Annotated in this window: 16 protein-coding genes; 14 read left to right on the top strand and 2 right to left on the bottom strand. The window is 67.2% G+C overall.

Translation table 11 applies throughout. From position 1 onward, the window contains the following. Positions 1-18 precede the first annotated feature (18 nt). Entirely contained in the window at positions 19-990 is a 972-nt protein-coding gene (locus tag AC1DT6_RS25555) for a LysR family transcriptional regulator (RefSeq protein WP_441628330.1), read from the bottom strand. Positions 991-1,207: 217 nt separating this feature from the next. Between AC1DT6_RS25555 and AC1DT6_RS25560 the strand changes: the two genes are divergently transcribed. The 7 genes from AC1DT6_RS25560 to AC1DT6_RS25590 all read left to right on the top strand — a co-directional run bounded on the left by AC1DT6_RS25560 (position 1,208) and on the right by AC1DT6_RS25590 (position 11,159). Further along, on the top strand, positions 1,208-2,182 hold the full coding sequence (locus AC1DT6_RS25560) for a Bug family tripartite tricarboxylate transporter substrate binding protein (RefSeq protein WP_477114992.1): 975 nt from the start codon (positions 1,208-1,210) through the stop codon (positions 2,180-2,182). A 92-nt stretch (positions 2,183-2,274) separates the two neighbouring features. Then, positions 2,275-3,516 carry a CaiB/BaiF CoA transferase family protein gene (locus tag AC1DT6_RS25565; RefSeq protein WP_441628334.1) on the top strand — a complete coding sequence of 414 codons (1,242 nt, stop codon included), beginning with the start codon at positions 2,275-2,277 and terminating at the stop codon, positions 3,514-3,516. Between the two features lie 5 nt (positions 3,517-3,521). After that, on the top strand, positions 3,522-4,292 hold the full coding sequence (locus AC1DT6_RS25570) for an enoyl-CoA hydratase/isomerase family protein (protein ID WP_441628336.1): 771 nt from the start codon (positions 3,522-3,524) through the stop codon (positions 4,290-4,292). Positions 4,293-4,384: 92 nt separating this feature from the next. After that, on the top strand, positions 4,385-6,772 hold the full coding sequence (locus tag AC1DT6_RS25575; RefSeq protein WP_441628338.1) for an acyl-CoA dehydrogenase family protein: 2,388 nt from the start codon (positions 4,385-4,387) through the stop codon (positions 6,770-6,772). 49 nt (positions 6,773-6,821) lie between these two features. After that, positions 6,822-7,817, top strand: coding sequence for a Bug family tripartite tricarboxylate transporter substrate binding protein (locus AC1DT6_RS25580; RefSeq protein ID WP_441628340.1), 996 nt, complete (start codon positions 6,822-6,824; stop codon positions 7,815-7,817). 257 nt (positions 7,818-8,074) lie between these two features. After that, positions 8,075-8,563, top strand: a complete 489-nt coding sequence (locus AC1DT6_RS25585) for a GNAT family N-acetyltransferase (RefSeq protein WP_441628342.1) — start codon at positions 8,075-8,077, stop codon at positions 8,561-8,563. A gap of 61 nt (positions 8,564-8,624) precedes the next feature. Next, on the top strand, positions 8,625-11,159 hold the full coding sequence (locus AC1DT6_RS25590) for an ankyrin repeat domain-containing protein (protein ID WP_477114993.1): 2,535 nt from the start codon (positions 8,625-8,627) through the stop codon (positions 11,157-11,159). A 19-nt stretch (positions 11,160-11,178) separates the two neighbouring features. On the opposite strand, the gene AC1DT6_RS25595 is transcribed toward AC1DT6_RS25590, so the two are convergent. Further along, on the bottom strand, positions 11,179-11,907 hold the full coding sequence (locus AC1DT6_RS25595; RefSeq protein WP_441628346.1) for a TetR/AcrR family transcriptional regulator: 729 nt from the start codon (positions 11,905-11,907) through the stop codon (positions 11,179-11,181). 230 nt (positions 11,908-12,137) lie between these two features. Here AC1DT6_RS25595 and AC1DT6_RS25600 point away from each other — a divergent pair, with 230 nt between their 5' ends. The 7 genes from AC1DT6_RS25600 (at position 12,138) to kce (ending at position 23,506) form a co-directional block, all read left to right on the top strand. Continuing rightward, a complete protein-coding gene (locus AC1DT6_RS25600) occupies positions 12,138-14,012 on the top strand; it encodes an FAD-dependent monooxygenase (protein ID WP_441628348.1) in 1,875 nt (624 codons plus the stop codon). Between the two features lie 85 nt (positions 14,013-14,097). Then, complete coding sequence (locus tag AC1DT6_RS25605) at positions 14,098-16,038, top strand: FAD-dependent monooxygenase (protein WP_441628350.1); 1,941 nt, start codon at positions 14,098-14,100, stop codon at positions 16,036-16,038. Then, the gene (locus tag AC1DT6_RS25610) at positions 16,035-16,631 is read left to right on the top strand and encodes a VOC family protein (protein ID WP_045240902.1); all 597 of its coding nucleotides are present in this window, start codon (positions 16,035-16,037) and stop codon (positions 16,629-16,631) included. The genes AC1DT6_RS25605 and AC1DT6_RS25610 overlap by 4 nt, the downstream gene beginning before the upstream one ends. A gap of 13 nt (positions 16,632-16,644) precedes the next feature. Continuing rightward, positions 16,645-17,613, top strand: a complete 969-nt coding sequence (locus tag AC1DT6_RS25615) for a fumarylacetoacetate hydrolase family protein (protein ID WP_477114994.1) — start codon at positions 16,645-16,647, stop codon at positions 17,611-17,613. 69 nt (positions 17,614-17,682) lie between these two features. Further along, positions 17,683-19,008, top strand: coding sequence for an OmpP1/FadL family transporter (locus AC1DT6_RS25620; RefSeq protein ID WP_441628354.1), 1,326 nt, complete (start codon positions 17,683-17,685; stop codon positions 19,006-19,008). 101 nt (positions 19,009-19,109) lie between these two features. Beyond that, positions 19,110-22,586 (top strand): indolepyruvate ferredoxin oxidoreductase family protein, encoded by a 3,477-nt coding sequence (locus AC1DT6_RS25625; RefSeq protein WP_441628356.1) that lies wholly within the window; start codon positions 19,110-19,112, stop codon positions 22,584-22,586. Then, on the top strand, positions 22,583-23,506 hold the full coding sequence (gene kce / locus AC1DT6_RS25630; RefSeq protein WP_441628358.1) for a 3,5-dioxohexanoate:acetyl-CoA acetone transferase: 924 nt from the start codon (positions 22,583-22,585) through the stop codon (positions 23,504-23,506). The genes AC1DT6_RS25625 and kce overlap by 4 nt, the downstream gene beginning before the upstream one ends. Positions 23,507-23,537: the final 31 nt, after the last annotated feature.

Genomic DNA, 23,537 nt, shown 5'->3' on the forward strand with positions numbered 1-23,537 from the left:
TTGAGGCGGCAGGCCGCGCTATGTCGCTGTTTGTTGTCTGGCATGCATGACCGCTGGCCAGCTGCCATCCGCAATCAGGGCATGCACGGTTTCCACCAGCAGTTCCTGCACCGCGGACGCCGCAATCGACAGCGGCATGGTGGCCGAGCGGCACAGGTAGACCGGGCGTGAAACGGCTGGCTGACCGATGCGTGCTGCCGACAGCAGACCTTGGAGCACTTCGGAGGAGACCGACGCGTAGGAGAGCACCGTGTAGCCGATACCCGCCGACGCCAGTGCAATCAGCTCCGGGATGGTATTGACTTCGGCCAGGATGCGCAGGTCGACTTCGTGTGCCCGCAGATAGCCGTCGAGGAGGGCGCGAAGTCCGTGCTCACCGGCAGGCAGGATCATTGGATACTTGCTCAGGTCCCGGAAGCGGACAGTCCTGGTCAGCGGCATGGCGCTTTTGCCGCCGCTGGCGAACTGCCCCGCTGGCGCCACAAGGACAAGATCCTCGTCTACCAGATGGCTGCACAGCAGGCCGGAATCGGTCTTGTTCTGGAACGTCAGGCCGATGTCGATATGTCCGGTCAGCAGGTGGCTGGGGATGTAGCCCGTGCTGAGTTCAATGACTTGCAGCCGCACCTTGGGCCAGCGCCGGATGGTCTCCCGGACCAGCGGAACCGTCAGGATCTTGGCCATCGATTGCGGCAGGCCGATCGCCACCCGGCCCTCGGGATCGTTCATCACGTCACGCACGTGCTCGCAGGCAATGTCGAGTCGCCTCAGGATGTCGCGGGCGTGAATCGCCAGGCGCTGGCCAGCCGCGGTCGGCACCACGCCCTTGTGACTGCGCGTGAACAACGCCACGCCCAGCGCTTCTTCCAGATGCCTGATCTGGATACTCAGGGCGGGTTGCGCGATGTGCAGGACTTCCGCCGCACGAGAGATCGAGCCTGCCGTCGCCACGGCAAGGAAGCACTGCAACCCACGCAGATCTACCGGCATTCCCAATGCTGTCTCCCATCATCGCTGCCGGTGCTATGCCGGCGCGTGCGACTGCGCCAGTCCAGTCTCGCAACCCCCCGGTTCCGAGGGTATATCGCGAAATGATAGCCGGCATAAAGAATATATCTTGGACATATATCCCGCGGAAAGCAATAGTGCGGTCCTGGGCCCGCCGCGCGGCGTACGCGGATCGGCGCCGACATTGATGGGAGATGTGATGAGAATCACTCGCCGTACTTTTTTGGCAGGCACAGGTGTCGCGCTGTTGTCGCGCCCGCTCCTGGCGAGCCAGTGGCCCTCGCGGCCAATCCGGCTGGTCGTGCCATTTGCGGCCGGCGGGCCCGGTGATTTCGTGGCGCGGCAGATCGCCTTGCCGCTGGCACAGAGGCTTGGCCAGCCGGTCGTGGTGGAGAACAAGCCCGGAGCCGGCGGCAACCTGGGTACGCAAAGCGTCCTGGATGCGAGCGCCGATGGCTATAYGATCCTCCTCAACACCGTAGGCATGCATGCCGTCAACCCGCTGATGTTTCCCGACCTGCGCTTCCAGCCACGGCGCGACCTGACGGCCGTCGGCGTGATCGCCACCGTGCCGAACGTGCTGGTGGTACACCCCACCAAGCTCGATGTCAGCGGCCTGGGCGACCTGGTCCGGCTTGGCCGGCAGCGGCCGGACCGCCTCAGCTACGCTACCTATGGCGCCGGCAGCTCCCCGCACATCTATGGCGCCCTGCTGTTGAAGGAGGCCGGATTCAGCGCCGTGCCGGTGCCCTACAAGGGCAGCGCGCCAGCCAGCAGCGATGTCATGGCGGGCAATGTGGACTTTCTCTTTGACAGCATGACCACATGCATCGGCCAGATCAAGGGCGGCAAGCTCAAGGCGTTGGCAATCACCTCGGCCGCCCGTTCCCCCCTGCTGCCGGATGTGCCGACTCTGCAGGAAGCTGGCTACCCGGCGCTGGACCTCAAGTTCTGGCTTTCGCTGCAAGTCTCGGCCAGGACACCGGGCACTGTCGTGAGGGCGCTGCGCGAGGCCGTTGCCGAATGCACCCAGGATGCCGCCTTCGGCAAGGCCCTGGTTGCGCGCGGCGCCGAACCGTTCCAACTGGCGCCGGCGGACGTCCAGGACTTTGTCAACCGCGATTCCGCACGCTGGACGGCGCTGGCGCGTTCCATCGACATCAAGCCCGAATAGGGTAGCCCGCGGGGCCGCGATCCGGCCCCGTACGTTGGCACCATGCCGCGCGCGGTACGGTGCCGGCATCGAACCGCTCCGGATGGATACACATGACTGGACTACAGGGAATTCGCGTACTGGACCTGAGCAAGGTGCTCGCCGGCCCGCTGTGCGGCCAATACCTGGGAGAGCTGGGTGCCGAAGTCATCAAGGTCGAGCCGGTGGGCCGCGGTGATGACACGCGCGCGTGGTTGCCACAGGACCGCGGCGAGTCTGCCACCTTCCTGGCCGTCAACCACAACAAGCGCAGCCTGGCGGTTGACCTGAAGACCGGGGAGGGCAGGCAGATCGTGCAAACGCTGGCGGCCCGCGCCGACATCGTGCTGCAGGGCTTCGGCAGCGGAGCCGCCGCCCGGCTGGGCGTGGACTACGAGACGCTGTCGGCGCGGAACCCGGCGCTGATCTACTGCGAAATCTCAGGCTACGGGCGTGCGGGGCCGTTAGGCAAGGAGCCTGGCTACGATGTGATGCTGCAAGCGTTCAGCGGAATGGTCAGCACCATGGGCGAATCCGGCGGCAAGCTCGCGCGCGCGAGCTTCTCGCCAGTGGACCTGGGTACCGGCATGCACGCTCTGAGCGGCATCCTGGCCGCGCTGCTCGAGCGCCAGAAGACCGGCAAGGGCATGCTGCTGGAGGTGTCGTTGCTGGACACGGCCATGGGGTTCATGGGCTATCTGGCGCAGAACTACTGGTGCAGCGGGAAGCTGCCACGGCCCATGGGAACAGCGCATCCAGCCATGGCGCCCTATCAGGTGTTCGAGGCCGCCGACGGGCCGGTCATGATCGGCGTCGGCAACGATGCCCAGTGGCGGCGTTTCTGCGCGGTTGCCGGGCTGCATGACGCCGTCGACGCACCCCGGTTTGCCACCAACGCGGCACGCGTCGCGCACTTCGACGAAACCGTGGCCATGGTGCAGGCGCGAATCGTCACGCAGCCGGTTGCGTACTGGCTGGATGCGCTGCGCAAAGCCGGCGTGGCTTGTGCCCCGATTCATACGCTGGGTGAGGCGCTGGCGCATCCGCAGCTGGATGCGCGCGGCCTGATTGTCGAGTCCGAGCACCCGGTGCTCGGCAAGATCCGCAACATCGGCCTGCCAGTCCGCTTTCGCGGTGAAGACCGCAAGGCAAACCGTCCGCCCCCCCTGCTCGGCGAGCACACCGATGAGGTGTTGCGCCAGGCTGGCTATGGACCCGGCACCATTGCCGAACTCAAGGCCAGCGGCGTGGTCGCTGCCGCCAACGCCCCCGAAGCCAGCCTCGGGCCCACAGCTTTGCCACTTACGGACCAGTGACTGCCATGTCTTCCGTTTCCTATGAGGTTCGCGACCGCGTCGCGGAAATCCTGCTCGACAGCCCACCCGTCAACGCGCTGAATGAAGAGATGATTGACGCCTTGCTGCAGGCGCTGTACCGCGCGGCCGAAGACAGCGCGGTACGCGCGGTGATCCTTGGCAGCGCGGTGCCACGGCGATTCTGCGCCGGGCTGCAGCTGGGCGAATTGGTTGGCGCTTCGCCAGCACGCAGCTACGCGCTGGTCGACAAGCTGTACAACGGCTTGTGCGATGCGCAATTCCGCCTTGGCAAGCCGTCCATTGCAGCGGTTGGCGGCACCGCGCGCGGCGGTGGCATGACATTGGCCATTCACTGCGACATGATTGTCGCCGCCGATACGGCTTCCTTCGGCTATCCGGAAATCGATGTCGGGCTGACGCCGGCCATTCACTACACACATCTGCCTCGCATCGTTGGCCGGCACCGCGCCTTTGACCTGCTGTTCACGGGGCGCACCTTTGACGCAGAGGAAGCCATGTCATTGGGGCTGGTCAGCCGCGTGGTTCCCGAGCAGGACGTCATGGAAGAGGCGCGCGCACTGGCGCAGGTCCTGTGCCGGAAGTCGCCGGAGATCATGCGGATGGGGCGGCTGGCATTCATGCGTGCGAACGACTCCGACTACCGTCGCGGCGTGGCTACCGCTGTCGAGTCGTTTGGCAACGTCATCGCGACCGAAGATGCAAGAGAGGGCCTCGCGGCGTTCGTGGAAAAGCGCAAGCCCCGCTGGCAAACCTGATATCCGGCAATCGGCAATCGGCATTCGGCAATCGCCGATAAGCGCCACGCGGACCCTGTTGCCCGAATCGAACCTCCATGAAGGAACAGAAGATGTCGCACCTGTCAGACACCGGATCGGTTCAACGCACTGACGAGGCATTCCGCAAGGAAATCCGCGCCTTCCTGCGGGACGCGGTGCCGCCCGATATCCGCGCTGCGACGCGCGCCCATTGCCTTGTCACCCGGGAGCAGGCGGCCCGATGGCATCGCATTCTGCATGCGCGCGGCTGGGCGGCGCCGGGTTGGCCGGCCGGGCACGGCGGGCCGGGATGGTCGCTGGTGCAACAGGCCATCTTCCGGGAGGAGCTGGCGGCCAGCGATGCGCCATATATCGAAAACCTCGGCATCGATACCATCGGCCCAACCTTGATCCGCCACGGCACACAGGAGCAATGCCGCCGATTCCTGCCCGGGATGCTCTCCTTTGACGATTTCTGGGCACAGGGCTATTCGGAGCCCGACGCCGGCTCGGACCTGGCCGCGCTGCGCACCACGGCACGCCGCGATGGCGACGCATGGATCGTGAATGGCTCCAAGATCTGGCAAAGCCTGGGGCATTGGGCCAACTGGGCCCTGGTGCTGGTACGCACCGATCCGACCGCGTTGCGCAAGCAGGATGGCATCTCCGTGCTGCTGATCGACTTGCGCTCACCCGGCGTGACGGTACGGCCGATCCGCTATATCAACGGCGCGTTGTTCCACGTCCAGATGTTCTTTGACGATGTGAGGGTGCCTGAAGCCAACCTGGTCGGCAAAGCGGACGGCGGATGGGCCATCGCCAAGGGACTGCTGGTGATCGAACGCCTGTTCGTGGCTCGGGTGGCTGAGTGCAAGGCGGAGTTGGCCCGCGCCGCGGAACTGGTCCGGGCGCGGCGCAATGAGGAAGGCCAGCCTGGGAACATGGAGCACGCCATTGAGCATGCCCTGGTCGCGCGCCGCCACGCCGCGTTGGACATTCGCCTGCGCGCGCTCGATGCGGCGTGGTGGCCGGCCGTGCGGCAGGCAGCGGACGGGGGCAGTCCCGACCTCGAAGCGTCCCTGCTGAAACTCGAAGGCATTCAGTTGCTGCAGGATCTTCATCTGTTCCGCATGGATGCGCATGGTGCCGCCTCCATGCCGTTCGATCCTGAAGCGTTGGAAGGCCGGCCGCAAGCCGGGCAGGAGCCCTCGGCCCACGCAGGCAACACGACTCTGCATATGTGGCGCTATCGTGGCAGCTCGCTGGCGGGCGGTTCCTCGGAGATCCAGCGCCAGATCGTTGCAAAGGCAATATTTGCCGGGCAGACCGAGCTCGACCGGCCGCGCAACGATCATCTCGGCGAAGAGCAGGCCATGATGGCCGATACCGTGCGCCGCTGGCTGGATGGCCACTACAGCTTCGAGCGCCGGCAGAAGATCATCGGCATGCAGGGCGGCTTCGACAATGAGGCCTGGGCAGGTCTCATCGGTCTGGGCTTGACCAACCTGGCAATGCCGGAAGCGTTTGGCGGCCTGGGCCGGTCCATGGAAGACCTGTTGCCTCTAATGGAAGCACTGGGGGAAGCGCTCGTGCTGGAACCTCTTCCGTGGAGCGCGGTACTCGGGGTCCAGGCCCTTCTCGCGCTGCCGGCCAGCACCACGCGCGATGCGCGGCTGGCGGCGCTGGCCAGTGGCGATGCGCGTTGCGCGGTGGCCTGCGGCGATGAGCCCGTCGCGGGGCGGGCGCTGCGCCCGACGATCACCGCGCGGCGGGTTGGTGGAGGCTGGCAGCTCGATGGTCTCAATCCACTGGTAATGGGTGGCGCCCAGGCGCACCACTTCATCGTCGCCGCGAAGCTGGAAGACGGCAGTCTTGGGGTATTCGACGTGCCGGCGGAAGCCGGTGGTGTCGTGGTACGCGCTTATCAGCTCCACGACGCGCGCGGCGCGGCTGACGTGCGGCTGGACGGCCTTGCGCTGGCGGCCGGCGCCTTGATCGGCCGGGGGGACGACGCGTTGGCGGCAATGGAGCATGCCATGGCACTGGCCACCATCGCCCTGTGCGCTGAAAGCGTCGGTGCCATGCGGCGCGTGCTGGGCATCACCGTCGAGTACCTGCGCACACGCAAGCAGTTCGGACGCACCCTGGCGGAACAGCAAGTCTTGCAGCATCGCGTGGTCGATCACTATCGCGCCTGGAGCGGTGCACGTCATCTGGTGCGGCGGGCATTGATCGGCTGGCATGCCGCGCTCCCCGGCGAACGCAGGCGCCGGGTCAGCGCGGCCAAGTACCTGTCCGGCATGGCTGGTCGCGCTATCGCGTTTGATGTCTTGCAGCTGCATGGCGCTGTCGGACTGCAACACGAGACGCCGGTCAGCCATTACAGCAAACGGCTCATCGGCAATGAGCTGCTGCTCGGCAATGCCGCCATGCACCTTGGCCGCTTCGCCGAGGCCGCGGATGCGGCACCCGTGCCCTGACATGGATCGGTCGGAGAATCCGAAGCAGTACATCCAGGAGACAAACAGTATGAGAGCACTCTGTCCATCGGGACGTCCGGTAGTGTCCTTCGCCTGCGGCCTTGTGGCGCTGGCGTTTTCCGCTGTCGCGGGTGCGCAGTCCGAGACCGCCTGGCCGACACGACCGGTCACGATCGTCGTACCGGGTGCGCCTGGCGGTACGATCGACATTCCCATCCGCCTGCTGGCATCAAAGCTCGGTGCACGCCTGGGCCAGCCCATCGTCGTCGACAACCGACCCGGCAGTGGCGGCATCATCGGTACGCAAGCCGCCTTGCGTGCGCCGGCCGACGGCTATATCCTCCTGGCCGGCAACGTTGGCCCGCAAGCCATCAACTACAGCGCCTACAAGCGCCTCACGTACCAACCATCGGATTTGACGCCGATTACCGATGTCATTGCCTTTCCCAATGTCCTGGTGGTCAATGCCCAGTCGCCGGTCAAGAGCGTGGCTGATCTTGTCGCCCAGATGAAGCAACACCCCGGCAAGCTGTCCTTCGGCTCCGCGGGCATCGGCCAGACCAGCCACCTGGTGGGCGAACTCTTCAAGATACGCACCGGCACGGATGCCATTCACGTGCCATACAAAGGCTCCACGCCTGCCACGACCGCCTTGCTTGCGGGGGAAACGACGTTCCAGTTCGACAATCTGACGCAGGCGCTGCCATATATCCGCTCCGGCAAGCTGCGCGCACTAGCGGTGGCCGCGGCGCAGCGCGTGCCGAGCCTGCCCGATGTGCCGACCATGGAGCAGGCCGGATTTGCCAATTTCGTCTCGACGGCATGGATTGGCATCTTCGTCGCTGCAAAAACGCCTCCCGCCGTCGTCAGCCAGCTGGAACACCACCTCGCGGCAGCCATGCGCGATCCCGACCTCCTGTCACAGCTGCGGCAAATGGGTGGGATTCCGGGCGGGCAGTCACCGGCAACGTTTTCCGCCTTTGTGGCTGGCGAGCGGGAAAGGTGGGGAGAAGTCATTCGCGCATCGAACATGACGCTTGATTGACGAATATGTCTACCGCCGACTCCCCGACCCCGCCGTAGCCGGGCAGGGCGCGCGGAAGCCGTGGCTACGCCGAACGCGGGCCAGGGAAGTCGGGTTTGTGCTTCTCCATGAAGGCGCGCGCCCCTTCGCGGGATTCCCCGGCGCCGTCATGCAGGCTGTGCGCCTCGGATAGAATTTGATGCGCCGCCATGGCGCCGGTGCTGACCGGCCGGGTGCCGCCGGGTAGCTGACAGCCATATCAACTTTCGAAATCCAGCATGAACATTGCGCTTGAAAGCCCGACGCAAGCAGAGGTGATCCGGCTTATCGACGAACTCGACGCGTACCAGAAGCCCCTATATCCGCCGGAGAGCCATCACGGCATCGATATCGAGGCGCTGTCGCAACCCAACGTGCTGTTTGCCGTGGTGCGGGACGGGCAGGGCGTTGCCGTCGGTTGCGGCGCGATCGTCTTGCAGCCGGAGTTCGGGGAAATCAAGCGCATGTACGTGCGCCCGGAACATCGCGGCGGCGGCATTGCGCTGGCCCTGCTGACCCGGCTCGAAGGCGAAGCTATCGCCAGGGACTGCCCGCGCTTCGTGCTGGAGACCGGCGTGAGCCAGCCCGAGGCACTCGCCCTGTACGGCCGGGCGGGTTACGTCCGGTGCGGGCCGTTCGGAACCTACGCCGACGACCCCCTCAGCGTGTTCATGCAAAAGGACGCGGCCCGGCCGGCCGGCCAGACCGCGGCCACACGGAGCAAATAGCCCTGGCGGTGACGCGCGGGCCGGGTATCATCTGCCTCGCTCGTCACTTTGTCCAGTCAGGATGTTCCGTACTCCCCCCATCATTTGTTCCCGACAAGGCCGCCGCGTTGCCCGGCTTTCCCGCGTGCTCGGCGCCGTGGCACTGGCGTTCGCCTGCACCGCCGGCATGCCGCCTGCCGCGCTGGCCTACGATATCGGCGAAGTCATCGACGCCATGCGCCTGGGCCGGTATCCCCTGAACGCGCCGGAGCGGCGCGTGTGGGGCACCGAGAACGCGCGCGATGCGCTGCTGGTCGGGCAGGTCGAGAACCGCTTGTTTTTCTATCGCTACCTGCGCGAAGGCGGGACATACGCGCTGGCGTTCCGCTCGCCGGCGCTGGTGATCGATCCGGACGCATGGCGTGCGTCGCGCGAGGAGAGGGTGACGGTGGCCCAGCCCAGGGGCGAACAGGTTTTCTACTGGGTGGCCTATGCCTACAGCGAATCCGATGGCAAGCAGGTGAACGGCTACCTTGTCGACGCCACGGGCGAGGCCGCCACGGTGCGCGCCGATGCCGGCACGGCCACGGTGACGAGCACGCGGCCCTGGGACGCGGCACGACAGGCCCAGGCCATGGCGACCTTGCGCGGCGCCCTGGTGAGCTATCCGAGCCGGCTTGCGGCCGTGCCGCCCGATGTGCGCTTCGTGCAGCAGGCGCCCGCCGATACGCTGGCGGCCTTCCGCGCGCTGCACCAGGCGGCGCGTGCCATACCCCGCGCGAAGACGGCGGAATTCGGCCGCGCGCTGGCGCAGCTGCGTACCTTCGTCATGGAGCACGACTACCGCGAGATCGATCCCGGGGGCGAAAGCGCCGGCACGCTGCTCGCCTTGAACGACTATGCATTCTGGCTGGCCGAGACAGGCGACGCGGCCCAGGCCGACCTGATCCTGGGCGAGGTGCTGCGCCGGGACCCGTCACGTACCGCCGCCTACCTGAACCGCGCGGATGCCCGCTGGCAGCAAAGCGGACGCGAACGCGAGCCGCAAAGGCGCGACTATTACCTGGCGCTGGCGCGCGAGGACTACCGCCAGTACTGCACCCTGCGGATGGCGTCGAATACGGCCATCCCGTCTAACGTGGCAGCCCGCATCGGCGCCGCGCTGGGCGAGCCGGCGTTGACGCCGGCCACGTGCCGGCCGCGGCTGGAGATTTTCGCGGCGATCAAGGCGGGCGACCTGGAAGCGGTGCGCGCGCAGCTTGCGCGTGGCCAGGATCCGGACGGGGTCAACGAATATGGCGTGTCGGCGCTGGGCTCGGCGGTGTACCACAAGCAGGCGGAGATCGTCCGCACCTTGCTGGCAGCCGGCGCCAAGGCGGACGGGCCGGGCACGGGCCGGGCCATGCTGGCCGGCGCCATGCCGGTYGGGCGCGATACGCGTCCCCCGGCGCAGCGCTACGCCATCGCCGACATGCTGCTGGCGGCGGGCGCCTCGGTGGAGGCGCCCGACCACAACGGCACGCCCTTGCTGATCACGCGTACGTCCTACTACGGCGACGATCGCGACACGCTGGAGTACCTGCTGTCCCACGGCGCCAACCCGAACGCGCGCGACAAGCAGGGTCGCAGCGTGCTGCACGCAGCCATCTCCAACTACCGTACCCGCTGGTTCGCCGAACAGTTGCTGGCCAGGGGCGCCGACATCAACGCGGCGTACATCCGCATGTATTACGGCGCTAGCCCCCAGTGGGAAACGCCCTTGCTGGAGGCGCTGCGCGCGTCGTACGCCGAGTTGAAGCCGGGCGCGGCCCTTGCCGTGCCGGAACGCGTGGCCTTTGCGCTCGATCATGGCGCGGATGCTTCGGTGGGCGGCTACGGCGTCAAGACCGGGGTGGCGCGCAACGGCATGGACGAAGCGCTGAGCCTGTCCGCGCGCTACCTGCAGCCGGCGCTGGTCGACCGGCTGGCGCAGGCTTCGCGCAAGCCGGCGGCGCCGCTCACCAGCGAGCCCATGTCGGCGCTGTTGCGTACGTGGAGCGAACTGGAGTTGCGCGCGGCCGCCAGCAAGGAGAGTCCTGCCTGGGACGGACTGCRGGCCAGCGCGCGTGCCGTGGGCGAGCGGATGGTTGCCGCCGGCGTCAGCCTGAAGTACCTGGACAGCGCGCAAGGCATGAAGAACAACGGCATCGCGCCGCTGAGCTTGCCGTGGCTGCCGGACGACCTGTACCTGGCATGGCTGAAGGCAGGTGCCGACCAGACCGACCGCACCGATGCGGGCGTGCGTATCGCAGGGGTGGACCAGCCCGATGCCTTGCCGCTGGTGACCATGATGATGATGGGCCAGCAAGCCAAGGTGAAGATGCTGCTTGCACACGACGGCGCGCTGTATCGCGACCCGCGGCGCTGCGGCATGGCGGTGGCGGACTTGTTGTCGTGGCGGTTGGGCCGTGGCGCCGAGGCCAGTCCGGAGCTGGCGGGCGCGGTTAGCCAGGTGATGGATGGCGCTGCCAGGGCCRGCAACTGCGATATGAGCATGACGGCGCGCGCCAGGCCTTTTGCCGGCGAGCGGGCCGACGAGCTGGCGCGGCGCGTGGCCGGGAGCGTTGCCGTCCGGTAGACGCGGCGCGGTCGCGGAACTAGCCGGGCTTTGCCGTACGCCGTCTGCCTGGCCGGTGTGCTGCCATGCCATTCATCAGCACATCGATGACCTGTTCCGCATGCTGGTCCGCCTGCGCGGGCGTCATGGGCCCCACGCCATAAAGCCGCTTCAGCAGATGGGTAGCCGATTGCACCGCCGTCAGCATGGCGGTCATCATGACGCTGGCATGCTCAGCCGGGTAGGGCTTCAGCAATTCCGCCGCATGGCACTCCGCAATCAGCGCATCGAGCTTCTCATGAAACGGCTTCATGTAGTTGTCCACCAGCCAGTCCAGTCGTGGACCGTCCTGCGCGACTTCCATGAGGACAAGGGAGTGCGCTGCCGGATGCAGGATATTGCTCACCGCGAAGGCCCTTAGCGCGGCTTGCAAGCGGGCGAGCGGATCCGAGCGATCGAGCGCATCCGCCGCTTGCCTGGATGCGGCAAGGGATCCCGCGTACGCATTCTCCACTACCGCGCGCCAGAGCCCTTCCTTGCTGCCAAAGTGGTAGTTCAGCAGCGGTTGCTTCACGCCCGCGCGGTTGGCGATGGACAGGACCGAGGCGCCGTCGAATCCTTTTTGCGTGAACTCGCTCTCGGCGGCTTCGATCAGACGCTGTCGCCCCGATACCTCGACCGCGGGGGAGGCGGGTGTCGTGGCGGCGGATGCTTCGGTGGCGCGCTTTCGGGCGGGAGTCTTGGTGTGCCGGCTATCGACAGGGGGCATGGTGGCTCAGGACGCGTTTCGCTCACGGTAACGATCCCGGCATTCTCCCACATGCCTGGGGCTTGCCCCCTGGCATCTGCCTGGGTGGCAGCTTCGCCGGGCTCTCCCTTCGCGTCCTCATCGAAGTCTCACTGATATAAGTATAAGTACCAGTGTGATCTTGACTTATACTTGTATAAATTCACGTCCCAAGGCGGCCGTGAGGCGGCCAGCAACATTGGGAGGCAGGGATGCGCGAGTTGGATGTTCCGGTATTGATCGTAGGTGCTGGCCCGGTCGGCATGCTGATGGCGGCGCTGCTGGCGGACCAGGGCATCGAGTCGCTGCTGGTCGAGCAGCGCGATGACCTGCATCTCGCGCCGCAGGCGCATGTCATCAACACCCGGACGCAGGAGATCCTGGCCGGTATCGGCGTCACCGACGAGGCACTGGCGGGTATCACGACCCATGCCGCCGAAGCGCGCTTCGTGACATGGCGGCAAAACCTTGCCGAAGGGGACCTGGCCCGCATCGATATCGGCAGCGCCGGCTACCTCGCCAGCATGGAGGCCGCCAGCAGCAAGCGCACGGCGAATATTCCCCAGCATCATCTTGAGCGCCTGCTGTTTGCCCAGGTGTCGCGCCGCGTTCGCTGCCAGACGCGCTTCGGCCATGCCTGGCAGGGCGCGGAGCACAGCGGGCACGGCGCCGTTTCGTCGGTGAAGGATGTCGCGACCGGCGAGACGTACCGGGTGCGCAGCGACTGGCTGATCGCGGCCGACGGTGCCGGCAGCCCGGTACGCCGCAGCCTGGGGTTGCCCATGGTCGGGGAGACCAACCTGGCGCATCTCATCACCATCAATTTCGAGGCGGATATCCGGCATCTGGTCAAGGACAGTCCGTCGATCCTCTTCTGGGTCCTGTCGGCCGCGGCGCCCGGCACCTTCATCGTGCACGATGCGGCGCGCTACTCGGTTTTCATGACACCGTACTTTCCGCAGTACGAATCGCCGGCCGACTTTCCGCCGGACCGCTGCGAGCGCATTCTCCGGGCAGCGCTCGGCGACCGCCATTTGCCGTTGCGCATCACGTCGCTGTCGAACTGGACGATGCAGGCTCACATTGCCGCGCCATACAGCCAGGGGCGCACCTTCCTTGTGGGCGATGCCGCGCACCGCTTCCCGCCCACCGGCGGGCTCGGGCTGAACACGGGCGCCGCCGACGCGCACAACCTGGCGTGGAAGCTGGCCTGCGTGATGAAGGGGTGGGCGGGCCCGGGGCTGCTCGATACCTATGGCGACGAGCGCAAGCCTGTCGCCGAGACGAACAGCCGCGTCAGCGTGGCAAACCACCGCAAGATGCGGCAGGTCACCGCGGCATTGGGCCTTGATGAGGACAAGCTGCCGACGCTGGCGCGGCTGCGCGCCAGCGCGCCGGCCCGCGCGCTGCCCGCCGCGCTGCGCTCCGCCGTGAAGCGCCTGCTGGTCGCACCGATCGACTCGCGGACCCGGAAAGTGCAACGGGCGGCTACGCCCGGGTTCGCGGGCATCCGGCGAAACGTGCAATTGGCCGCCGAGGCGCAGATGGAGCATTTCAACACGCTCGGCCTGGACCTGGGCTACGTGTACCGGAGCGCGGCGGTCTGCGGTGGCGGCGCGGCGGCCCCGATGGCGTCAAATCCCGTACTCGAAGTGGCGCAGTCGCTCACGCCGGGCGCGCGGCTGCCGCATTTCCGGCTGCAAGGCGTGCCGGGGTCGCCCGCCACTTCGCACGATCTGGTTGGCCATGGGCACTTCCTGCTCGCCGGCTTTGGGCGCCATGGCAAGGCGTGCGCCGGACTTGCCGAGTCAGCGAGCCAGCAGCTTGGCGGCGTAGCCGTGCACGGCGTGGACCTCGACGCCGTCACGCATCACGCCGACAGGCCGCAACTATCCGCATGGAACCTTGGGCTGCCCGACGCCGCCATCCTGGTGCGCCCCGATGGGCACATCGCCTGGCGGCATGCGGCGGCGACGGACGCGCGGTTGGAGGACGTGCTCGGCGCCCTTTGCCGGGTGCTTCAAGTCCCCGTCCCGTCACGCGAACCGCTGCCATCCGGCGCACGGCCTGTCGCGCCTGTCTCGTAAGCGCGTCCGGTCCGGGCCAAGGCTCCCGGCTGTCGCCGCGCCCCGCCGCGCAGGCACTCATCAACACTCTCGCGAAGGTTTACCTGTGACACACGATCCCGAAGCCGCGCCGCTCGGCCAGGGTGGGCATCCCACCCCCGTTGCAATCGTCGGCGCCGGCACGGCAGGCTCCGTGCTGGCCCTGCTCCTCGCCAGCCGCGGCATCCGCAGCGTGCTGATCGAGCGCCAGCCGAATGCGGATACGCATCCGCGCGGACACGTCTGGTCTGCCCGCGCGATGGAGGTGATCCGCTCCATCGATGCCGAACTTGCCGAGGCGCTGCGCGAGATCAGTTCGGCGCCGCTCAAGCTTCGCTACATCACGTGGTGCACGTCGCTGGCGGGGGTGGATCTCGGGCGCTGCGTGCCGATCGGCAACGACCCGGTGCATACCGCGCGCCTGCTGGGCAGCGGGCCTTGCCGCCCGCTGCACCTGTCCCAGAACGTGACCGATCCGATCTTGCGGCAGCGCGTTGCGGGCAGCGAGCGGATCGAGTTCCTGGCGGGATACGAGCTGGAGGCGCTGTCGCAAGACGATGACGGATGCGTGTTGACGCTGCGCGAACTGCGCAGCGGCCGGCGCGTGCGGCGCACCGCGCGCTTCGTCGCGGGTGCGGACGGCGCGCAGAGCACCGTGCGGCGCCTGCTCGGGGTGCGGTCGGCCGAGACGCCGTTGCAGGCGGTCGCGCAGATCCATTTCCGTGCGCGGCTGGACAGGCTGAACACGTCGCGGCCAAGCCCGCTGTACTGGATCCTCAACCCCCGGGTGGTGGGCACGCTTACGGCCCACACCGCCGACGACGAGGACTGGGTCCTGTCGACGGCGGTGCTGCCGGAGATCGAGCCGGCTGGCGAGATGCCGGCCGCGCGGGCGCGGGCGCTGGTGCGGGCGGCGATCGGCGATGACAGCATCGACGTCAAGGTCCAGTCGGTCCGGCCATGGGCCATGGCGCTGCGGCGCGCCGAGACCTGCCGGGTGGGCCGGGTAATGCTGTTAGGCGACGCTGCCGCCGGATTCTCCGCCATCGGGGGCTTTGGCATGAACCATGGCATCGAGGATGCGGCGAGCCTGGCGTGGCGGCTGCAGATCCTGCTGGGCGGCTTCGTCCGCGGCGACCTCGCGCAAGGGCTGTTGTCCAGTTATGCCGCCGAGCGGACCGCGAGCGCGGATGCCCATGCGCGCCGCACGCTGCAACTGAGCGAACTGTCCGACGCGGTGTTGCGTGCGGCTGGCGTGGAGCCTGCGGGCTTCAAGACGTTGTCCGCGCTTTCCCGGTCCGCGTGGGTGCGCATGCTGCCCAGGCGCGCGGCACGAGGGCTGTTCCGTACCGTGACGGGCGCCGGCCTGAAGCCGCTGGGCCATCTGGCGGCCGCGGAGCCCGGCGGCGCCGAGGCCCGGGAAAAAGTGCGAAGGGCGATCGACAAGCAGCGCGAAGTGTTCGTGACGCTGGGCACCGATCTCGGCTACGCGCATTCGGTCGGATTCGTCTGCCGCGAGCCGCATCCGCACCCTCAGTCTCCCCATGCCGGCGCCGAATACTGGCCGAGCACAAGTCCCGGCTCGCTGGTTCCCCATCTCTGGAGCGAACGCGATGGCGAGTCACTCTCGACGCGGGACCTGGCGCGGCGCGCACCGATGACGCTGCTGGTCAACGAAAAGGAGCGCGTGCGCTGGCAGGCGGCCCTGTCGCAACTGCATTCCGACTGGGGCATCGAGGTGGCGTGTCCGCTTGTCGGCAGCGGCGACGCCGCGCAGTTTCGCATCAACCCGTCGGCATTCGCCGCGGCGCTGGAGATCGACGAGTCCGGCGCCGTGCTGCTGCGCGGCGACGGCATCGTGGCCTGGCGCAGCCGGCGTCAGTGCGCCGATCCCCGGGCGGCGTTGCGGGACGTTGTCACCCGCCTGGTTTCCCAGTCCGTCACCACCATCACCACCATCACCACCAGCGCCGCAAGCGCGGCACACCTCACGAAGGAGAGGCAATGAGCGACATCATGGACCAGTTTCCTATCCCCTGCCCGGACCCGGACGCGCGTCCCCCGGCGAAGCTCGCCCATATCGTGCTCACCACGCGGCGCTTTGACGAGGCGATCCATTGGTGGAGCATCGTGCTGGGCGCGCGCGTGATGTTCCGCAATGCCTTGCTTTGCTTCCTGTCCTACGACGAAGAGCACCATCGCCTGGCGCTGATCAACGCCGCGAATTTCGAGCCCAAGCGGCGCGAGAGTACGGGCCTGGACCATGTGGCATTCACCTTCGGCTCGCTCGGCGACCTGCTTCACACCTATGAACGCCTGAAGGCGCACGCCCTCAAGCCGGAATGGTGCATCAACCATGGGCCGACCACGTCGCTGTACTACCGCGACCCCGACGGCATACAGGCTGAACTCCAGGTTGACAACTTCGCGGCGCCGGAAGACCTGCAGGCCTGGTTCCGCTCGGGCGCCTTCGCCGAAAACTCGATCGGCGTCGAGTTCGATCCGGAGCATTTGCTCGAACGCTACAAGGCGGGCGAACCCGACAGCCTGCTGATGCGGCCCGGCGAGGTGACCAGCCGCCAGTTCCTGACGTTGCGCTGAGGGAGTCAAGGCCGTGAGACTGTGTACGTTTTCCTCGGCGGACGTGGCGAGCCATGTGGGGCTCTCGCTTTCGGGCGGCCGCGTGCTGGACGTGACCGCTTCCTTTTCAGGGGACGCGCGCTTCGCTTCCCTGCTGGCGCTGATCGAGCATCAGGATGAGACGCTGCCGGCCATTCGGAAACTGGCGGCGGAAGGCGCCGGGGCGGGCCGCGCGCCGGGGGTCCATGCGCTGGGGGAGGTCCGGCTCCAGGTTCCTTACCGTCCCCCGCAGATCCGTTGCTTCAGCGTGTACGAGCAGCATCTCAGCAATGCATTCCGGCAGGTCATGGCGCATGGCGTCAGCCCGCTGACAGGTTTGCTGATGCGCATGCTGGGCGCGGGCAAAGTCCCGAAGGCCTTCTTTGAGACGCCCATGTACTACAAAGGCGCGCGCCTCAATCTTTCCGGTCACGGGGACAGGGTGCGCCGGCCCGCGCCGGGCACCAGGCTGGACTACGAGGCCGAGCTTGGGGTCATCGTCGGGCGTCCGGGCAAGAACATCGACAGCGCGGCGGCGATGTCGCACGTGTTCGGCTACGTGATCTTCAACGACTTCTCCGAACGCGCGCAGCTGATGAAGGAGATGCGCGCCCGGCCCAGCGCGGGCCCGGCCAAGGGCAAGGACTTCGATGGCAGCAACAGTCTCGGCGCCTGGGTCGTCACCGCGGATGAGATCGGCGACCCGCATGCGCTCGACGTCATCGTGCGCGTCAACGGTGAGGTGCGCGGCAAAGGCAGCACCTCGGGGATGACCCATCGCATCGACCGCATCGTCAGCTATGCATCGTCCAACGAGACCCTGCACGGTGGCGAGCTGCTCGCCRCCGGATGCGTGCCGAACTGCGCCGGCATCGAGCAGTGGCGCTTCCTGCACGACGGCGATCGGGTCGAGGTTGAAATCGCCGGACTTGGCGTCCTGACCAATCTGATCACCGGCCACTGATCGCATCAAGCCCCCCCGCGAGGAGGCAGAGACATTCCCGCGGCCATAACAATGACAATGGAGACAGCAGTGAATTCGAAACAGTGGATCGTCACGTCCGCGGCAGCACTGTGCCCCGCGCTTGCGCTTGCCGACAACGGCTACTTCCAGATTGGCTACGGCGCCGAAGCGCGCGGCGTGGCCGGTGCCGCCGCCGCATCGACGCGCGATGCGTTTGGTGGCGCCAGCAATCCCGCTACCACGGTATGGGCCGGCAACCGCTTCGACGGCAACCTGATCGCCACCAACGGCCGGACCAGCATGAGCCGCTCGGCGGGCCTGCCGCCGCCATTGACCGGCGTGCTCGACACCCGCGCGGATAGCGCGAACCGCTGGGTGCCGCTTGCCGACATGGCGGTCAGCAAGATGATCGGTCCCGACCTGTCGCTGAGCCTCGTCGGCTATAGCAATGGCGCGGGCACCTACTTCACGGGCAGCGCCACAACCTGCCTCGCACCGCCGCCGGCGGCGCCCGGCGCCACCTACCGTGGCAATGTGCTATGCGGCAACGGCAGGGCCACCACCACCATCCAGCAGTTGACGATAGCGCCAACGGTATCCGCACGGGTTTCCGATACGGTCTCGGTCGGCTTCTCGCTATTGATCGCGGCCCAGTTGTTCAGTGCCGAGGGTTTGCAGGCGCTGGCCCCGCAATCGGCGGCGCCGGACCACCTGACCAACCAGGGCACGGCGTCCTCGTTCGGCGTGGGGATGCGCATCGGTTCCTACTGGCGTGCCAGCGATACGCTCAGCTTCGGCGCGGCGTACTCGCCCCGTATCCGGATGGGACGGCTCACGGAATATGAGGGCTTGCTGGCGGACCAGGGCCGCCTGGATATTCCGGAGAACATGCTGGCCGGCATGCAGTGGTCGCCCACGCCCGACCTGTCCTTTCTCTTCGACTACCAGCGCATCAACTATTCGGGAACGTCCGGGCTCGGCAATCGCCCCTTCGACGGCACCGCCTTGCGCGGCAGCGGCGGCGGCCCGGGCAATGGGTGGAAGGACATGAATGTCTTCAAGCTCGGTGTGCGCTACCAGGTGACCCCCGCCTTGCACGTGTCGGGGGGCGTTTCACTAAACAGTGCGGCCTACGCGGATGAGGACACGGCCAGCAACGTCACCTCGCCTGCCACGTTCCGCCGGCACTACACGCTCGGACTTGGCTATGCGACCGGGCCGAACAGCAAATGGTCGGTCTTCTACTCCTTGTCTCCCGGCTACACCACCACCGGCAGCTCGGCACTGGGTTCGGCCGTTGCCACACAACTTTCAGGCAATCCCACGGTAGCCGGCCGGGAAACCCTGTCGACGCGGCAGCAGAGCATCGGCGTGCAGTACTCGCAGCGCTTCTGATTGCCATCGATACCTTAATCATTCATCACGGAGTTCGTTTCGATGACGGCTTGTCTTATTCCGCGTGCCAGCGGTAACCGGGTACTCACAGGCGGTCAGCCATGAACGCGCGCACGGAGCCAACGGCGTTGCCGTCGCCCCGGCTGGACGACCGCTTCGAGCAACTCGCCGGCAAGGTCTTCCTCACCGGCAACCAGGCGATCCTGCGCATCGCGCTGGACCAGCGCCGCATCGATGCGCGCCTGGGCAAGAATACCGGGGGCTTTATCTCCGGCTACCGCGGATCGCCGCTGGGGCGGCTCGACATGGAGCTGTGGCGCATCCAGCCGTTGCTGCAGGCAATGAACGTGCGCTTCCAGCCCGGCGTCAACGAGGACCTGGCCGCCACTGCCATCTGGGGCACGCAATACGTCGGCACTTTTCCCGGCGCCACGGTGGAAGGCGTGTTTGGCATCTGGTACGGCAAGGGGCCGGGCGTCGATCGCAGCGGCGATCCGCTGAAGCACGGCAACCTGGCCGGCACCAGTGCCGCCGGCGGCGTGCTGGTCCTGGCGGGCGACGACCATAGCGCGAAGTCGTCGACCACCGCGCACCAGTCTGACTTCTCGCTGATCGCGGCAGGCATTCCGGTGCTGTACCCGGCGAACGTCCAGGACATCATCGACTTCGGCTTGCGGGGGATCGAGATGTCGCGCCACAGCGGATGCTGGGTGGGCATGAAGCTTGTGACCGACGTGGTGGAATCCGCCAGCGAAGTCGAGGTGGGGCAGCACGGCCCGATCGGTGCATTGCCCGCTGTCAACGGGCCCCTGCATATTCGCGCCTTCGAAATGGCGCCGGTCGCGGAAGAGCGGCTGTACGTGCACAAGCTGCCGGCAGCCGTCCAGTTCGCCAGGGCGGCGGGGCTCAACCGGCTCGTGTGGCCTGCCCCGGCCGCGCGCGTGGGCATCGTCACCGCCGGCAAATCCTACGCCGATACGATGCAAGCCTTGCAGCGGCTCGGCATCGACGCTGCCAGTCCGCACGGCGCGTCGCTGCGCGTATTGAAGATCGGCATGGTATGGCCGCTCGAAGACGAAATCGTGCGCGCCTTCGCCCAGGGTCTCGACACCATCCTGGTGATCGAGGAGAAGCGGCCGCTGCTCGAGTCGCAACTGAAATCCATCCTCTTCGATGCGCGCATGGCGCGGGCGCCCGTGGTGCGTGGCAAGTTCGACGGGGCGCCTGAGTGGTCCGCGTCGCGGGGCGCCCCGGTGCTGCCCATCTGCAATGAACTGACGGTGCTCCAGATCGCCGAAGCCATCCACCGGCTGCTGGGATTGCCGGCGCAGGCCGTGGCGGATGCGAATGCGCCATTGACGAGCGCGGCGGAACCTGCCGCGCCGCTGCGCCGGCCGAGCTTTTGCGCGGGTTGCCCGCATAACACGTCCACCAGGCTGCCGGACGGCAGCAGGGCGCTGGCAGGCATCGGCTGCCACACCATTGCCATGCTGAACGACCCGAAGAAGACGCACACCGTCTCGCACATGGGTGGCGAGGGGATGATGTGGATGGGGCAGGCGCCGTTCACGAACGAGCCCCATGTCTTCGCCAACATGGGCGACGGGACTTACTTCCATTCCGGCTATCTGGCGATCCGCCAGGCGCTGGCAGCCAATCTGCGGATGACCTATAAGCTGTTGTTCAACGGCTTTGTCTCCATGACGGGCGGCCAGCCGGTCGACGGTGAGCTGAGCGTCGACAAGGCTGTCGCCCAGTTGCGCGCGGAGGGGATCAGGAAGCTCGTCGTGGTCACGGATGACGTGACGGCTTACGACCAGCGCCGCCGCGCAGCGCTGGACGTGCCGGTATACGACCGCGCGGCGCTGGAGGCCGTGCAGCGCGAGCTGCGCGAATACGCCGGGCTGTCGGTGCTCATCTACGACCAGGCCTGCGCCACGGAGGCGCGGCGGCTGCGCAAGCGCGGCAAGCTGCCCGACCCGCCGGTGCGGACCTATATCGACCCCGAAGTCTGCGAGGGCTGCGGCGATTGCGGCGACCAGTCCGGATGCCTGGCCATCGAGCCGCTGGAGACGGCGCTGGGCCGCAAGCGGCAGATCAACCAGTCGTCGTGCAACAAGGACATGTCGTGCGTGCGCGGCTTTTGCCCGAGCTTCGTGACGCTCGACGGGGCAAAGCCGCGCCGGCCTGAAGCCAAGGGCGGCACGCCAGGCGAACTGAAGATTCCCGTGCTGCCGGACCCCGCCATCCCGGGCGATTTCGAACCGGCGTCGATCCTGGTGGCGGGCATCGGCGGCACCGGCGTCGTGACCATTGGCGCCGTGCTGACCATGGCGGCGCACCTGGATGGCAAGGCCGGCAGTTCACTGGACATCACCGGACTATCCCAGAAGTACGGTGCGGTCGGGTCGCATATCCGGATTGCCCCCAGCGCGGAACTGCTGCACGCCGCGCGCATCGGCAGCGGCGAAGCCGATGTCCTGCTGGGATGCGACCTGATCGTCGCGGCCGGCGCCGACGCCCTGTCGCGGTTGCGTCCGGGGCTGGCGCGCGCCTTCGTCAATACCGAGATCGTTCCCACCAGTGACTTCACCAGCCAGCCGGACTGGTCGGCCAATGAGACAGGTCTCAGGCAGCGGCTGACCGCGGCACTGGGCGGGCGAACCGAATTTATCGACGTGGCGGCGCTGGCGCGGCAACTCCTTGGCGATGCCATTCTCTCGAACATGCTTTTGCTTGGCTACGCCTGGCAGAAGGGCGCGATCCCGGTGCGGCGGCCCGCGATGGAGAAGGCCATCGAACTCAACGGGGTGGCGGCCGCCACCAACCAGAAGGCGTTCGCGCTAGGCCGGTGGCTCGCGCATGACAACGCGGCGGTACTGCGGCTGCTGGCGCCCGTGCAGGTGGTCCGGATGCAGATGACGGCGGGCGGATCGCTGGCCGGGCTGATCGAGGACCGGGCCCGGCGACTTGTCGGCTATCAGAACACGGCGCTTGCCGATCGCTACCGCAAGCGGATCGCGGCGGTCCAGCGCACGCTGGCAGGCCGCAGCGACGCCGAGGCCCTGGTCCGTCAGGTGGCGACGCAGTACTTTCGCGTGCTTGCGGTCAAGGACGAGTTCGAGGTGGCGCGCTTGTATGCCAGGCCCGAGTTCCTGCAGTCCCTGCGCGATGCGTTCGAAGGCGAGTTCAAGATTGGCTTCCATCTGGCGGGCGGCCCCTTCGGCAAGCTGGACAAACTTACCGGAAAGGTCGGCAAGACACGCGTTGGCGGCTGGATACGTCCCATGTTCCGCATGCTGGCCGGCGTGCGCTTCCTGCGTGGCAGCTGGCTCGACCCGTTCGCACGCGGCGCGGAGGCGGTACTGAATCGCCGCGTGCGCGATGCCTACGAAGAAGACCTCGACGCGATTGAACAGGTGGCGGTGCAATGGCCCGCCGAGCGCTTGCGGGAACTGCTGGCCTGGCCCGCCAGCGTGCGCGGGTATGGGCATGTCCGGGAACGGCAGGCGCAGTCCGGCTTCGCCAGGCGGGACAAGGCCCGCTCGAACCCATTTCCCGACGAGGAAGCATCTTGAACAAAGTCATCATCACCTGCGCCATTACCGGGTCCATCCACACGCCATCCATGTCGCCCCATCTGCCTGTCACGCCTGAGGACATTGCAGCGAGCGCGATTGGCGCCGCGCAGGCCGGCGCCGCCATCGTTCACCTCCACGCGCGCGATCCCGGCGATGGACGTCCTTCGCAGGACCCGGCGCTATTTCGCCGGTTCGCACCGGCCATCAAGGCGGCTTCGGATGTGGTGATCAACCTGACCACGGGCGGCGCGCCGACGATGAGCGTCGAGGAGCGGCTGCAGCCCGCGCCGCAGTTGCGGCCGGAACTCGCGTCCCTCAATATGGGCACGATGAACTTCGGCCTGTACGAATTGCTGGACCGCTTCAAGGACCTCAGGCACGAGTGGGAGCGTCCCTACCTGGAGCGAAGCTACGACGGCATCTTCAGGAACACGTTCAAGGACATCGCATACATTCTCCAGTCCTGCAGTGAAAACCAGACGCGGTTCGAGATCGAGTGCTACGACATCGGGCACCTCTACACGGCGGCCCACTTCCTCGATCGCGCGCTCCTGACGCCACCGCTGCTGATTCAGTCCGTGTTCGGGCTGCGGGGCGGCATCGGTGCGCATGTGGAGGACCTGATGCACATGCGCCGTACCGCGGACCGGCTGTTCGGCAGTGACTACGTCTGGTCGGTGCTGGGCGCCGGACGGCATCAGATGCCGCTGGCGGCGATTTCCGCGTCGGTCGGCGGCAATGTGCGCGTCGGGCTGGAGGATTCCCTGTGGGATGGCCCCGGCAGGCTCGCGCACAGCAATGCCGCGCAGGTACTGCGGGCGCGCAGTGTGATCGAGGCGCTGTCGCTCGAGGTCGCCACGCCGGAAGAAGCGCGGTCGCTGCTGAAACTGAAGGGGCGCAATAACGTCGGCTTCTGAAGCGGAAGGTGGTCCGGATCAACGCGTGCCG

It is taken from the genome of Cupriavidus sp. 01L45 (genome assembly GCF_056399885.1).

What these genes read in the sequence shown, in the direction of transcription:
- AC1DT6_RS25595 (WP_441628346.1), bottom strand. Translation starts at nt 11,907, where the DNA reads ATGCCCCCTGTCGATAGCCGGCACACCAAGACTCCCGCCCGAAAGCGC.
- AC1DT6_RS25610 (WP_045240902.1), top strand. Translation starts at nt 16,035, where the DNA reads ATGAGCGACATCATGGACCAGTTTCCTATCCCCTGCCCGGACCCGGAC.
- AC1DT6_RS25565 (WP_441628334.1), top strand. Translation starts at nt 2,275, where the DNA reads ATGACTGGACTACAGGGAATTCGCGTACTGGACCTGAGCAAGGTGCTC.
- AC1DT6_RS25570 (WP_441628336.1), top strand. Translation starts at nt 3,522, where the DNA reads ATGTCTTCCGTTTCCTATGAGGTTCGCGACCGCGTCGCGGAAATCCTG.
- AC1DT6_RS25555 (WP_441628330.1), bottom strand. Translation starts at nt 990, where the DNA reads ATGCCGGTAGATCTGCGTGGGTTGCAGTGCTTCCTTGCCGTGGCGACG.
- AC1DT6_RS25585 (WP_441628342.1), top strand. Translation starts at nt 8,075, where the DNA reads ATGAACATTGCGCTTGAAAGCCCGACGCAAGCAGAGGTGATCCGGCTT.
- AC1DT6_RS25625 (WP_441628356.1), top strand. Translation starts at nt 19,110, where the DNA reads ATGAACGCGCGCACGGAGCCAACGGCGTTGCCGTCGCCCCGGCTGGAC.
- AC1DT6_RS25580 (WP_441628340.1), top strand. Translation starts at nt 6,822, where the DNA reads ATGAGAGCACTCTGTCCATCGGGACGTCCGGTAGTGTCCTTCGCCTGC.
- AC1DT6_RS25600 (WP_441628348.1), top strand. Translation starts at nt 12,138, where the DNA reads ATGCGCGAGTTGGATGTTCCGGTATTGATCGTAGGTGCTGGCCCGGTC.
- AC1DT6_RS25575 (WP_441628338.1), top strand. Translation starts at nt 4,385, where the DNA reads ATGTCGCACCTGTCAGACACCGGATCGGTTCAACGCACTGACGAGGCA.